The following is a 16,106-nucleotide window of genomic DNA, read 5'->3' on the forward strand; positions in this document are numbered from 1 at the left end:
ATGTTCACATATCACCAAGATTACTGTCGTTGATTTATCCGAACTTTAAAACGAATTTAAGAACAATTCAACTTTATCTCACTGATGCACTTACTTATCCTATCCCAGAACAATAAAAAACCAGCCTCCGAAGAGGCTGGCCTTTTGAGCACTTATCTAATTTTTAGCAGAAAGAATGAATTACTTCTTCTTATTATTACCAGGGAAAACCCAGTTCCACTTACCAAAAATCTTGAGCATTGCTGGAACAAAGAGCAAACGGATGATAAAGGCATCGAAGAAGATACCAAAGGCTAGTGCCAAACCTAATGACTTAATCGTTGGGTCTGAGTTCAAGGCAAATGAACCAAAGACAGCCATCATGATTAAGGCAGCAGTCACAACGATTGGTCCTGAACTTTGCATAGCAACAGTTACGGCACGGTCGTTATCCCCGGTCTTCTTGTATTCTTCGCGAGCACGAGAGACCATAAAGACTTCATAGTCCATCGCCAAACCGAAGACCAAAGCCGTTACGATGATTGGCAAGAATGAAATCAATGGTGCTCCCTTTGAAACACCGAAGAGTCCCTTCATGAATCCTTCTTGGATAACGGCAGTGGTAAAGCCAAATGAAGCTAACAATGACAGACCAAATCCAACCATGGCAACAGCAGGTACGATGAATGAACGGAAAACTGCCATTAATAGTAGGAAAGCCAAAGCAATAATCGTAAAGGCAAAGATTGGTGTGGCGTTGTTCAACTTCTTAGTGATGTCCAAGTTAACGGCGTTAACTCCTGTCAAAGTAATCTTTGCATCATACTTCGACTTCGTTGTATCAGAGTAGTCCTTAATGTTGTTAGCCAAGTCAGTTGTTAACTGAGCTTCTGATCCCTTAGTTGGGATCACAACCATCATGGCATACTTACCATCGGCACTAATCATGTAAGGTTTAGTTGCCTGAGCCATGATTGTCGCTTTAATTTGAGCGGCAACCTGGTCTTGTTGAGCTTGCGTTGGTGCTTGACCAGTGGCTTGAGCAGCTGCCATGGCCTTTTGTTGTGCTGCTTGCGTCAACTGAGCCTGCAAAGTTGCGGCCTTTTGCTGGTCAACAGTCAACGGTGACATTGCTTTAACACCCTTCATATCAGCGATATGACCGGCAATTTTAAGCAAGTTGGCTTCATTTGTAGCCTGACCCTTATCAGTATCGAGCTTAACGACTGCAACAAGCGGTGCGTTAACCCCTTCACCAAACTTATCTGAAATCATGTCATAAGCTTGACGTTCTGTTCGGTTGTCTGGCAATGATCCATCATATGGCATTCCCAAACGCATGTTAGTTGCTGGCAAAGCCACCCCTAACAAAACGATAACAGAGAAAATTGAAACCAACCATGGGTGACCAGTCAAGAACTTTGTGAACTTTGAAGGATGGTTGGCCATATGGTCAACCGTCTTCGTATTTGGCTTAACAAACTTGGCCAACATGGCAATTAGGGCTGGCAAGAAAGTCAAAGCTGAGAAAACGGCCACAGCCACGGCAGCAGCGGCAGCAAATCCCATTGTTGTCACGAATTCGATACCAGCAAAGGCCAAACCACAGACAGCAATAATAACTGTCACACCGGCAAAGATAACTGAACTACCGGCTTCAGAAAGAGCTAGTCCCAAGGCCTTTTGACGGTCACCATTGGTGTCGGCCAAGTCGGTCCGGTAACGGTTCAAAATGAAGAGTGAGTAATCGATTCCAACGGCCAATGACAACATCACGGCCAAGGTTTCACTAACACTAGCCAAAGTTAAGAAGTTAGTTCCGATGGTAATTAACATCACACCAGTTCCCAAACCAATCAAGGCTGAGATAATTGGCATTCCCGCCGTTACAAATGAACGGAAGAGAACTAACAATAGAACAAAGGCAATGGCAATTCCAATTAATTCAGAAGAACCGCCGACGTCCTTTGGCTGTACCTGAACTGATCCAGTATAAGCAACCTTAGTGCTTGAAGTCTTCACATTGTTGTTGAAGATATCTTTAACACCATCAATGGCATCGCGAGAAACCGCTGATGAATCCTTCTTAAAGGTAATATCAACATAGGTCGTTGTCTTGTCGGAACTAATTGTTCCAGTTGTATATGGATTAGCAATTGACTTAATATCTGATCCATACTTCTTTTGGACCTTATCAATAGCAGCATTCACATCAGCCTTAACAGCGTCTGAGTTAACACCATTATCCTTCTTGTTTTGAATAACGGCCTTCATCGTCCCACTGTTAGGGTTTTGATGGAATTCCTTTTCCAAAGTACTTTGAATGTCAGTTGATGGAATACCACTGATTGTTAGGTTGGTTGTGTAATGAGAACCCATTCCCACAGCCCCAAAGGCAATCGCAGCAATAACCACCACCCATGCAAAGAAGGTTTTGAATTTATTAACATAAATCCATTCGCCTAAACGTTTGAGCATGATTGCTTCTCCTTTAATATTAAATAATGATTATATTGTAGTATTTTAAAATGAACTTTGAAAGAGTTAAAACTGGTATACTGTTTCTAACTGAAACACTATAGGAGATTTGTTACACTTTTCAATTATGGCCAATAAAACATTTGATTTGATGCATCATCACATTCTAATAACTGCCGGCACCTTAATGGAAACAATTCCCTTTTCAAAAATATCCGTTAAGCAAATTTGTACTGCCGCGGAAATCAATCGGACAACCTTCTATCGACATTTCGAAGATAAGTACCAATTAGTTGAATTTATGCTCGAAACTTCATTTAATGATCTGTTCAAGCATATGGACTGGCATGAATTCGAAGACCACCCTTTCCAATCACTTGCCAAGCTACAATTAGAAGAATCGATTGCCATTTTAGACTTTCAATTATCTGATCCAGGGTTTCAAGATTTATTCGATAATTCAATTTTTTTGATATTAAATCATTTAACCGATAACAAGAATATCCTGTGGAAATTAGGAAATATGTACGTTATCCGACTGTGGAACCATAATTTGGAAAAACCTTACACTTTTAAATCCGGCTATGCTCTCTTCGATCAAATTATGCGCGACAAACAGTTTCCAGATGAAAAATAAAAGCCTTTCACGTCAGCGTGAAAGGCTTTTTTACTAGCTATTTTGGATTAAATTTATCAGAGACGGTCCAATTTTAAACATTACGATAATCATGATTATCAAAACAATTCTAAATATGACCGTTGACTTCTTCCTACTCTCATCATCCTCATCCATAGTACTCACCCACCTTAAATAAACCAATAACATTACAATCAATACTTTCATTCTAATATATTTCAATAAATATATCAATTACCTATTTTTGTTTATTTAGAAGTCTTCTAGTTTATTGTCGAAATACATTTGTTGTTTAAATCCATAAAAGATTGATATTAAAATACATTTGTCGTTTAACTAGTCCTTTTATTGCATAAACAAGGCCCAAAGTCATTGTTTGACTTACTTCCAGTCGAATAAAAAACAAGGGAACAGACTGAGTCTGTTCCCTTGCTTTAATTTTCATCACCGTGGCTTACCACCAATGATTACTTACGAATATTCCTCCTTCTCATCTTCTTCTTAAGAGCTGCAAAGTATGAAGTCTTAGTAATTGGCCAAATTGAGGCAACTGAGAGAACACTGAATACCAAAGTATAGAGGTCTCGACCACCCTTAGTTAACTTCTTAAAGGCGTTCTCGTAGTCAAGCTTGAAGCCATCCAAGATACTCTTGCTTCCTTGTTCAGGGAGTTCTTTGAATTCATCTGGAAGCTCATTCTTCTCAACGTTTCGGTAAGGAGCAACTGTCGTGTCTTGGTCACCACCTGTGGTTGGCAATGGCAGGTTGGCACTAAGAGAATTTGACACTGTTGGCTCAGCTGCTTTAATGGCAATTCTCGTTTGTGGTTCTGGTGCTTCTGCTGGCGCAGTGGTCCTTGTGATTAGTGAGAAAATCATAAATGGTTGGTAATCCCCATCAACAATGGCATTGCACCTTGCCAAGATTTCTTGAACTTCATCAGCATTCGTTGCCGCTGATAGATCTTGGTTCAAACGAGTCATTAAGTTATTCAACTCATTAATCCGATTTTGCAGTTGAGTTGGATCAGCATCCACGACAGTCTTCATTGCGGCAATCAAATCATCAACGCGGCCTTGGATCGTTTCGGTTACACTCGCCTTTTGTTCAGCTAATGGTGTTCCCGTATGCTGGTCACGATCTAATTGGGCATCGCCATCACTAATAGCACGGTTAATGCTATCAGCATCCGTCGCTGCACCAACTGCATTTTCAGCAGCGGTCAAGTCCTTATCGACCTGGTCGCTAGCTGCCTGCTTTTGCGCAGTCGTCAAATCATTATCAACACTAATTGCATCCTTAACCGTCTGAGCCTTTTGCCGCAAGTCATTAACTGCACTTTGCCGCTGGGTAGGCAATGGCTTTTCACCATCTTGAGCGCTATTCAAGTCACGATCAAGGTTGGCATTTCCGTCATTTAGCGCCTTATTAACACCGTCGGCATCGCCGGCAGTATTAACTGCAGATTGTGCAGCAGCCAAATCTCGGTCAACCTGGTCATGAGCCGCTTTCTTCTCATCACTTGTCAAATCCTTATCGGCATCGATAGCATTCCTTTCGTCTTGAGCCTTACGGTTCAAGGCATCGGTTGCTGCCTGCCTTTGGGCTGGCAATGGACTAACTTGGTCAGTCGCTGCCTTCGAATCATTATCGATGGCGTTATTACCATCGCTAATGGCCTGATTGACACCATCGGCATTCGTGGCGTTGTTAACCGCATCTGTTGCTGCAGCTAAGTCATTATCAATCTTGTCGGTAGCGGCCTTCTTCTGGTCACCTGTCAAAGCAGGATTATTGTTAATGGCATCCTTAGCAGCTTGAGCCTTTTGGTTCAAGTTGTTCGTAGCTGTTGATTTCTGGGCTGGCAATGGACTAGCAGCATTTTGAGGTGTGTTCAAATCGCTATCAAGAGCTGCATTACCATCACTCAGCGCCTTATTCACGCCATCCGCATTTGATGCAGTATTGATAGCATTGGTTGCAGAAGCTAAGTCGCCATCAATCTTGTCAGTCGCAGCCTTCTTCTGGTCGCTGGTCAAAGCAGAGTTGCCATTAATGGCATCCTTATCTGACTGGGCCTTCTGTTTCAAGCTGTTCGTGGCATTTTGCTTCTGGGTTGACAATGGAGTAGCAGCATTTGTTGGTGTATTAAAATCAACATCGAGCGCCGCATTACCATCATTCAGAGCCTTATTGACACCATCCGCATCACTCGCATTATTAACAGCATCCGTGGCCTTAGCTAAGTCGCTATTAATCTTGTTGATAGCGGCATTCTTCTGGTCACCCGTCAAGGCTGGGTTACGGTTGATAGCATCTTTGTCATCTTGGGCCTTTTTGTTCAGGCTATTTGTCGCATCAGTCTTTTGGCCTGGCAATGGGTTCGATGTTGCAGCATTTGTTGCAGACTGTGAGTCCTTATCAATTGCGGCATCACCATCACTATTGGCCTTATTAACACCATCCGCATCACTCGCATTATTAACCGCGTTGGTTGCATCAGCCAAGTCTTTATCGATTTGGTCGGTGGCAGCCTTCTTCTGATCACCGGTCAAGGCCGGATTGTTATTAATCGCATCCTTGGCATCTTGAGCTTTTTGGTTCAAATTAGTCGTTGCGGCTGTCTTTTGCGCTGGCAATGGGTTGGCCGTTGCAGCATCCGCTGCTGACTTAGCATCGTTATCGATTGCATTATCACCAGCACTAATAGCCTTGTTGACACCATCAGCATCACTAGCATTATTAATGGCGTTGGTTGCATCAGCCAAGTCTTTATCGATTTGGTCGGTGGCAGCCTTCTTTTGATCACCGGTCAATGCTGGGTTGTTGTTAATGGCATCCTTGGCAGCTTGAGCTTTCTTGTCCAAGCCATCGCTGGCTGTCTGCTTTTGGGCAGGTAATGGATTTGCTGCTGCCGCATCTGATGCTGACTTAGCGTCGTTGTCGATTGCACTATCACCAGCACTCTGACGACTGTTAATATCGTCGGCATCGGTCGCCGCATTAACAGCTGCCTTAGCTGCAGCCAAATCTTTATCAATTTGGCCAGTGGCAGCCTTCTTTTGGTCACCAGTCAAAGCTGGATTATTGTTAATGGCATCCTTGGCGGCATTGGCTTTATTATCCAACTCTGTCGTAGCAGTTGACCTTTGGTTAGGCAATGAATCATTTGTCGCAATATTAGCTGCATTCTGCGCATCATTAGCAATTTGGTTTTCTCCATCACTAACAGCCTTGTTCACACCATCAGCATCTGTTGCGGCTTCGACAGCTGCCTGAGCCGCTGCCAAATCCTTATCAACTTGGTCAGTAGCGGCCTTCTTTTCACCACTTGTCAAAGCTGGGTTGTTGTTAATCGCAGTCTTAGCATTCTGAGCCGCTTGATTCAAATTGCTGGTTGCCGTCGTCTTTTGCGCAGGTAATGGATTACCAGTTGCTTGTGCAGCAGCGGCATTGGCATCACCAGCAATGGCGGCATCGCCATCACTATTAGCCTTGTTCACATCATCGGCATCGGTAGCGTTGTTCACGTTATCGGTAGCCTTTGACAAATCAGCATCAACCTTGTCACTAGCAGCCTTCTTTTGGTCACTAGTTAAGGCTGGATTGTTGTTAATCGCATCCTTAGCAGCCTTAGCCTTGTTCGACAAGTCAGTCGTTGCAGCAGTCTTTTGGGCTGGTAATGGGTTCGATGTTGCTGCATCTGTTGCTACCTTCGTGTCATTGTTCATGGCGGCATCACCATCGCTATTAGCCTTGTTGACGTCATCGGCATCTGTCGCGTTGTTCACGTTATCGGTGGCCTTTGACAAATCAGCATCAACCTGATTACTGTATGACTTCTTTTGGTCGCTAGTTAAGGCTGGGTTGTTGTTAATCGCATCCTTAGCAGCCTGAGCCTTATTCGACAAGTCCGTCGTTGCAGCAGTCTTTTGGGCTGGCAATGGGTTCGATGTTGCTTGAGCAGTGGCAGCATTAGCATCACTGGCAATAGCGGCATCACCTTCACTGTTGGCCTTGTTGACATCATCGGCATCGGTCGCGTTGTTCACGTTATCGGTAGCCTTTGACAAATCAGCATCGACCTTGTCACTGTATGACTTCTTTTGATCACTGGTCAAAGCAGCGTTGCCATTAATCGCATTTTTGGCATCCTGAGCCTTGTTACCCAAGTCCGTCGTTGCAGCGGTCTTTTGGGCTGACAGTGGGTTCGACGTTGCAGCTGATGAAGCGGCATTGGCATCACCGGCAATGGCGGCATCACCATCACTGTTGGCCTTGTTGACGTCATCGGCATCTGTCGCGTTGTTCACGTTATCAGTGGCCTTTGACAAATCAGCATCGACCTTGTCACTAGCAGCCTTCTTTTGGTCACTAGTTAAGGCTGGATTGTTGTTAATCGCATCCTTAGCAGCCTGAGCCTTGTTACCCAAGTCCGTCGTTGCAGCGGTCTTTTGGGCTGACAGTGGGTTCGACGTTGCAGCTGATGAAGCGGCATTGGCATCACCAGCAATGGCGGCATCACCATCGCTATTAGCCTTGTTGACGTCATCGGCATCTGTCGCGTTGTTCACGTTATCGGTGGCCTTTGACAAATCAGCATCGACCTTGTCACTAGCAGCCTTCTTTTGGTCACTAGTTAAGGCTGGATTGTTGTTAATCGCATCCTTAGCAGCCTGAGCCTTGTTCGACAAGTCAGTGGTTGCGGCAGTCTTTTGGGCTGGTAATGGGTTCGATGTTGCTTGGGCCGCGGCGGCACTATCGTCACCAGAAATTGCTGTGGCGCCAGCACTGTTGGCATTGTTGACAGCATCGGCATCGGTAGCGTTATTCACGGCATCCGTGGCCTTTGACAAATCGGCATCGACCTTGTCACTGTATGACTTCTTTTGGTCACTCGTTAAGGCTGGGTTGCCATTGATAGCATCCTTAGCCGTCTGAGCATCTTTATCCAAATCATTTGTAGCTGCAGTCTTTTGCGCTGACAATGGATTGGCGGTTGCTTGAGCAGCTGCGGCATTGGCGTCACCAGCAATGGCGGTATCACCCTCACTGTTGGCCTTATTGACGTCATCGGCATCGGTGGCGTTGTTCACGTTATCGGTAGCCTTTGACAAATCGGCATCCACCTTGTCACTAGCGGCCTTCTTTTGGTCACCCGTCAAAGCGGCATTACCATTGATAGCATCCTTAGCAGCCTGAGCCTTGTTTGACAAGTCAGTCGTTGCAGCAGTCTTTTGCGCTGACAGTGGATTAGCTGTTGCGGCAGATGTAGCAGAGTTAGCATCACCAGCAATAACAGCATCACCAGCACTATTAGCCTTATTGACATCATCGGCATCCGTAGCGTTATTGACAGCAGAGGTTGCCTTGGACAAATCCGCATCAACCTGATCACTGTATGATTTCTTTTGGTCACTGGTTAAGGCTGGGTTGTTATTAATCGCATCCTTAGCAGCCTGGGCCTTATTCGACAAGTCAGTCGTTGCGGCAGTCTTTTGCGTAGTCAAAGATGAAACATTTTCAGCATTAGTTTCAGCCGTTGTAATCGCTGTGGCCCCATCACTTTGAGCACTATTGACCCCATCGGCATTCGTCGCTGCGGTCACTTTGGCTTGAGCGGCTGTCATGGCATCATTAACCGCCTTCTTACCGGCCGCTTTTTGATCAGCAGTCAAATTCGAGTCGGCATCAATTTGACCATTAGCAGTTTCAGCATCACTAGCCAATTGGTCATTAGCTTTAGACTTTTGCGTGTCTAATGGCGTGACATTCTTAGCGGCAGCTTCGTCTTTTGTAATTTGGCCCGTTCCCGCTGTATAGGCATTATTCACACCATCCGCATCCGTAGCATTGTCCACTGTGCTTTGAGCATTGGTCAAATCCGTAGCGATGGTCTTCTTAGCGGCAGCCTTCTGGTCAGTCGTCAAATCGTTATCTTGATCGATGCTGTCTGAAGCAGTTTGCGCAGCACTAGCTAAGTTCGTCTTAGCTGTTGTCTTTTGCGTTGCCAAAGGTATGGCTTTTTCAGCATTGGTTTCAGCCGTTTGGATAGCTGTGTCCCCATCACTTTGAGCACCATTAACACCATCGGCATTCGTTGCTGCAGTCACTTTGGCTTGAGCGGCAGTCATGGCATCATTAACTGCCTTCTTGCCAGCAGCCTTTTGATCAGTTGTTAAATCATTATCCTTATCAATTCGATCACTAGCAGCCTGAGCAGCATTAGACAATTCCGTTTTAGCATTCGTCTGTTGCGTGCCTAATGGTGTCACCTTCTTAGCGGAAGCTTCGTCTGTTGTTATCTGGCCCGTTCCAGCTGTATAGGCATTATTCACACCATCCGCATTTGTCGCATTATCCACTGCGGTTTGAGCGTTGGTCAAATCCGTGGCAATCGTCTTCTTAGCAGCAGCCTTCTGGTCAGTCGTCAAATCATTATCTTGATCAATACTATCAGAAGCGTCCTTAGCAGCACTAGCTAAGTTGGTCTTAGCCGTTGTCTTTTGCGTTGCCAAAGGTGTAACTTTTTTAGCATTGTTTTCAGCCGTCGTGATAGCTGTCGCACCATCACTTTGAGCTCCATTAACGCCATCGGCATTCGTCGCTGCAGTAACAGCTTTCTGAGCGCCACTCGAAGCCATTTTAATTGCTGCTACTCCAAGATTTTGTTGGTCACCGGTCAAATCAGGATTGTTAGTAATCCCTTCAATCGCATTTTGTTCAGCTGTCTGTAACTTCTTATTAGCATTCGCCTTTTGATCGGCTAATGGTGTCACCTTCTTAGCGGCAGCTTCGTCTGTTGTAATTTGGCCCGTTCCAGCTGTATAGGCATTATTCACACCATCCGCATCCGTAGCATTGTCCACTGCAGTTTGGGCATTGGTCAAATCCGTGGCTATCGTCTTCTTAGCGGCAGCCCCCTGATCGGTCGTCAAATCAGGATCTTGATCAATACTATCAGAAGCATCTTTAGCAGCACTAGCCAAGTTCGTCTTGGCCGTTGCCTTTTGCGTTGCCAAAGGTGTGACGTTTTCAGCATTGGTTTCAGCCGTTTTGATAGCTGTGTCCCCATCACTTTGAGCACCATTAACACCATCGGCATTCGTTTCTGCAGTAACTTTTGCTTGAGCGGCCGTCATGGCATCATTAACCGCCTTCTTACCGGCAGTCTTTTGATCAGAAGTCAAATCAGGATCAGCATCAATACGACCATTAGCAGCCTGAGCAGCATCAGACAATTGACCATTAGCAGTACTCTTTTGGGTAGCCAGTGGCGTAACCTGCTTAGCAGCAGCTTCGTCTTTTGAGATCTGATTTTGGCCGTTCGTCAAAGCTGTATTGATTGAATCAGTTGTTGTCGCATCGTTAATTTTATCGGTAGCATCACTTAAATCTTGTGCAATTTGCTTGGCAGCAGCGGCCTTTTGATCACCGGTCAAATCATTATCGTTATTCAGACTTGAAGTAGCGTCACTAGCATTCTGGGTCAACGTCTTGATAGCCGCTGTCTTTTGAGTTCCTAATGACTGAGCATTAGTCAAATCAATAGCCAGTGAGCCTTGACCCGCTTTCAAAGCATTAGCAACAATATCAGCGTTGGTTCCTGCATTGACAGCGTTGGTTCCATTCGTTAAATCTTTTTGGACTTGGTCTAAAGCTGCAGTCTTTTGCACACTCGTCAAATCGGTATTGGCATTGATTTTATCATTAACGTTGTTTGCTGCTTGTTGCAAGGCATTAACAGCATTTGTCTTTTGCGTAGCCAATGGTATTTCATTGGACTTGGCATTCGTCACATCAGCGTCCAACTGGTTTTGACCAGTTTGAGCGGCAGCATCAACATCATCAGCGTTGCCCGCTCCATTAACGGCATTTTCTGCTGCTTGCAAATCGGCCGCAATCTTATCGGTTGCCGTCTTTTGATCAGCCTGCAACAAATTGTTGTCAGAGGTGATGGCATTCGTATTATCTGATGCCTTTTGCTTCAATTCGGCGACAGCGTTGGCTTGGCGCGTTGCCAATGGTGTTTCGTTTGCCTTGGCATTCTTCACATCAGTATCCAACTGAGTTTGACCAGCTTGGTTGGCCGCATCAACATCATCGGCATTTTTAGCATTATTGACGTTGGAGATGGCCGTTGCCAAATCAGTCGCAATCTGATCGGTTGCTTTCTTTTGGTCAGACTTCAACAAATTGTTATCACCAGTGATAGCAGCTGTATCATCTGAAGCCTTTTTCTGCAAAGCTGCAACCGCATTGGCTTGACGTGTTGCCAATGGGGTTTCATTTGCCTGAGCATTTGTTACATCAGTGTTCAACTGAGTTTGGCCAGCTTGGGCGGCAGATGTGACGTCATCAGCATCATTAGCCGCATTCACATTAGCAATAGCAGTCGCCAAATCAGCATCAATCTTATCGGTAGCTGTCTTTTGGTCAGCATGCAATAAGTTGTTGTCAGCAGTAATGGTGCCCTTGTTGGTCGTTGCGGTCGTCTGTAAGGCTTTCACTTCGGTGTCTTTGCGTGTCTGCAACGGTGTTTGACTATCCAAAAGACTTGACGCATCTTGATTCAATGTTGCAGTCCAAGTGCTGACGGCACTATTGACCCCGTCAGCGTTGGTAGCAGCAGTAACGGCTGCCTTGGCACTGGCCAAATCAGCGGCAATCTGCTTTGTCGCAGCACTTTGGTCGGCCTTGAATAAGTTATTATTCTGGTTAATGGTATTAGTATTGTCGCTGGCAGTTTTTTCCAAGTTGCCAATGGCTGTACTCTGCTGGGTAGCAAGTGGGGTAGCAGCTGTGTATTGCTGACCAATTGCTGTCAACCCGGCATCGCGGACCGAATCAATGGTATCGGCATCTGTGGCATTATCAACATTCTTTTCAGCATTACTCAACGCAGTTTGAACATTCGTCTTATCGGTTGATTGTGCGGCACTCGTCAAACCAGAATCATTGGTGATTGATTGGTTAATATCACTAGCCTTTTGTTCCAAGGCACTCTTGGCAGCCGCTTTTTCTTGAGTCAAATCTGCTGCTTGGTGAGTATTCCTAATTGAAGTCGAGTAGCTATTAACCGTGTTAACAACATCATCGGCATTACCGCTTTGTACAATTTTATCCAAAGCATAGCCCGCCTGGGTAATATAACTATCAACCGTACTTGACTGAGAAGCCTTCGCACCACTGGTCAATGTCTTGTCATTGCTAATATCGTTCTTAACACTTTGTGCCAGGTTGGCCAAAGTCTGCTTAGCGGCACTGACTTGTTGACTTAACGGTGTACCAGCCTTGTGTTCGGCTGCAATCGCACCCGTTCCGTTATCACGGGCGGTATTAATTTGGTCAGCAGTCGTGGCATTACCAATATTCGTATTAGCTGCAGCTAAGTCTGCATCAACCGCCGCATCATAGGTCTGTTGAGTTGCCTTGAGCAAATTAACATCCCCATCGATGGCAGCCTTGGTATCCGTAGCCTTTTGCTGCAAAACAGCCTTAGCATCAGCCTTTTGACTGTCCAAAGCCTCACCATTCTTATGCTCCGCTTTAATCGCATTTTGACCGTTATTGCGGGCATTGGCAATGTCATCAGCATCCTTCGCATTATCAACATTGCCTTGAGCAGTTGATAAGTCAGAATCGACCAAAGCGTCATAGGCCTGTTGAGTCTTTTGGGTCAAAGTTGGATCAGCATTGATGGCATTCTTGGTGTCCGTGGCTGTTTGTTGCAAAGCAGCCTTGGCAGCAGCCTTTTGTTGGTCCAAAGTCTGCGTCGTTGGGTGATCAGCGTTCATTTTCTGGTTACCATTGGTAACCGCAAGGCTAACACCATCGGCATTGGTAGCATTATCAACATTCTTTTGAGCAGCAGCCAAGTCGGTATCAACGTTGGCCTTATCAGTTACCTTGTCAGCCGACGCAATTGTTGGATCATTATCGATGGCATTCTTGATATTTTGGGCGTTCGAAGCCAAGGTAGCTTTCGCAGTTGTTTTTTGGTCAGCCAAAGGCGAAATACCACTCTTGGCAGTCGTGACATCCCCATCTAAGGTTTTATCACCGTCTCCTTGAGCTTTGATAACTGCATCAGCATTTCCAGCATTCTTAACATTGGCAACCGCCGTGGCCAAATCTGTATCAATTTGACTGGTAGCAGCTGACTGTTGAGCACCAGTTAAATCATTATCCTGAGTAATCGCGTTCTTGTTGTCAGAAGCCCGCTTTTGTAATTCTTGAATAGCGTTAGCTTGTTGTGTTGCCAGTGGGGTAACGCCCTGCTTAGCAGTCGTCACATCCCCATCCATGGTTGTCTCACCGTTTTGGGCAGCACTATCGACATCATCTGCATCGTTGGCGGCATTAACATTGGCAATGGCCGCTGCCAAATCTTTGGTAATCTGGTCCGTTGCAGTCTTTTGGGCAGCCTGGGTCAAATCATTGTCACCCGTAATCGAACTACTATCGGCACTAGCCCGTTGTTGCAGTTCACCAACCTTAGCAGCCTTTCGATCAGCTAGGGTTTGTGGTACTTGGTGTTGGCCATCGATGTTAGTCTTACCAGCAGTTTGCGCATCGACAATGCCCTGGGCATTCGTGGCAGCATTAACAGCTGCTTGTGCCTTAGACAGAGCCGTTCCAGCATTAGTGACTTGTTGTTGCTTTTGATCAGATGTCAAATTAACATCGGCATTGATGGCCGCAACAACCTTGCTTTCCTCAGTGGCAAGGTCTTGGTTAGCCGAACTTTGTTGCGCAGTCAAGGCTGGCATAATTTCGTGCTGGTTTAGGACAGCAGCTTCAGCAGATGCCAAATTGGCGGCAATTCCTTGGGCCGTTGAGGCATTATTGATAATTGATGTTGCTCCAGTAGCAGCAGCACTATCAACACCGGCCTTATCGTGGGTCTTTTGGGCATCGGTCAACAAAGAATCGGCATCAATATCGCCCTTGATTTTTGTAGCATAAGCCGTCAAATCACTTTGAGCTTGAGCTTCCTGGTTAGTTAATGACTGGCCCGGTTGGTGAACACCATCAATTTTATCAATGGCAGCATTGGCGGTATCCGCAATCGTTTGGGCATCCTGTGAATTATTAATTGTTGATTCAGCGGGACTAGCATAATTAAAGACAGCCTTACTCTGTTGAGCCTTCTGATCATCAGTTAATGTCGAGTCAGCGGTGATTGTGCCAATAGCAGCAGAAGCAGCCTGTGCAACTTTTGCTGTTGCGGTGGACTGTTGGGTCGAAATAGCAGGTCCTGCTATATGGGCAGCATTGATTGCTTTTAATCCCTTCGTAACAGCGTCGGCAATCTGCTGAGCTGTCGTCGCGTTCGTAATATCAGTATTCGCTTGGCTATTGGCTGCGTCAACTGCTGCATTTTCACGCGCTTTGTCGGCAGCTGTTAGCGTATTGTCACCATTAATCGCATTATGAGCGGATCCGGCAGACCCGCTAATTTGACCCTTAGCATCCGCCTGTTGACCACCAACTGATTCACCGGCCTGGTGTTCAGCTGTAATAGCTGCGCTAGCCTTATCATGGGCTGAATAAATATCATCAATCAATGTTGCATTATTGATTGCATTTTGACCATTCGTCAAGTCAGTTGCTACCGCAGCTTTTTGACTAGCCTTTGTGGCATCCGTTAAGGATGTATCAGCATTAATTGCGGCATCGGTATTATTGGCAGTTGTTTGCAAATCAGCCAACAAGCTGGCCTTCTGGCTGGCAACTGAAGGATTAGAGGTGTGAACCGCATCAATTAAGGCAATTTGTTGAGCGTAAACCGTATTTAAATTATTACCTGATATGGCATTTAAAGCGTTAATGGCAGTCGTACGAGCCTTTGCTAATGAAGTATACTCACTTTGTCGTGCAGCAGCATTTAAGGTTGGATCAGCATCAATAACACCCTGTTGCTTCGTTTCTTCAGCATAAATTCCCTTAATCAAAGTAGCCGTTCGGTCAGCATTGCTCTGGTAAAGGAAAGTAATCGTGTTATTCAGACCAATAGTATAAGGCTGAGTTGGATCAACTACCTGACCATTAACCATGGTTTGATAAATACTAAAGCCATCAACTGAAGGCTGTGGTAATGATGACAGAGTCTGACCCGTCCGACCTGAAATGGTTGTGGTTTGCGTTGGGTTAAGAGTAACACCCTTGTCACTTTGATAGCTAGGAGTAATGTTTTGTTGATTACCTTGAACATAGATGGTAATGACCTGGGTGCCGTCAGTAACCGTGACCTGCTTTGGTTGCTGCTTATTGTTGGCATCGTAAGAATAGCCAGATGGAACGTTTGTTTGAATGTAGTACTTATTAGTCCAATCAATGACATTTCCAAAGTTGGCCGTAACTGTCCCATTGGCGGGTTCTGTTCCGCTTTGTCCGGCTAATTGACCAGACAAAACCTTACCTGTATTTTCATCAACATACTGGTACTGAACTGCTTCTGGTTTCCCATAAACATAAACTGTATAAACGTTAGTTTGACCAGCCACTGGCACCATAAAAGTTGTCGGTTGGGACTTACTGGCTGGAATTTCCGAACCGATGGCCCAGCTAAAGTTAGCTGGCATTTGTGAGTAAACCGATGCCTGGTTAACAATTGAACCAGTTGTTCCTGGGTAGTAAGTTGGGAAGTTTGAAACATCAATACTTCCCGTCTTAATCACAGTTCCAGCTCCATTGACATACTGGATTTGGACTTGCCCGTTACCTTGACGGTTATCACCCAAAATTTCACGAAGATTTCCAGTCGATACACTGTTCGTCGAGCCATCCAGATTGGTCAAAGTGGTGGTATTCGAGTTAATGACCATGGTTCCACCGGCTGAGGTATTGCCAGCTGGATTTGCATCACTCGCTTGCTTGTTACCCATAGAATAGGCACTTAATTTGGCACCAGTGATGGTAATCGTCGCGTTATTTCCCAATGAAAAAATTGACGAATCCCACGCATGACCTGTACCCCAAAAGTTGAAGTAAATATTTAGACCTAGCT

At 45.3% G+C, this 16,106-nt stretch carries 3 protein-coding genes; 1 reads left to right on the forward strand and 2 read right to left on the reverse strand.

What is annotated here, in order from left to right:
- Nucleotides 1-180: 180 nt before the first annotated feature.
- Nucleotides 181-2,457: an MMPL family transporter gene (locus AOQ29_RS02230; RefSeq protein WP_061992922.1), complete on the reverse strand. Its 2,277-nt coding sequence runs from the start codon at nt 2,455-2,457 to the stop codon at nt 181-183.
- A 109-nt stretch (nt 2,458-2,566) separates the two neighbouring features.
- Between AOQ29_RS02230 and AOQ29_RS02235 the strand changes: the two genes are divergently transcribed.
- Entirely contained in the window at nt 2,567-3,094 is a 528-nt protein-coding gene (locus AOQ29_RS02235) for a TetR/AcrR family transcriptional regulator (RefSeq protein ID WP_158530738.1), read from the forward strand.
- A gap of 467 nt (nt 3,095-3,561) precedes the next feature.
- Here the strand turns inward: AOQ29_RS02235 and AOQ29_RS02240 are convergent, their stop codons facing one another.
- Complete coding sequence (locus AOQ29_RS02240) at nt 3,562-16,038, reverse strand: beta strand repeat-containing protein (RefSeq protein ID WP_148666478.1); 12,477 nt, start codon at nt 16,036-16,038, stop codon at nt 3,562-3,564.
- Nucleotides 16,039-16,106 lie beyond the last annotated feature (68 nt).

Source organism: Fructobacillus ficulneus, assembly GCF_001047075.2.
In the GTDB taxonomy this organism is placed as follows: domain Bacteria; phylum Bacillota; class Bacilli; order Lactobacillales; family Lactobacillaceae; genus Fructobacillus; species Fructobacillus ficulneus.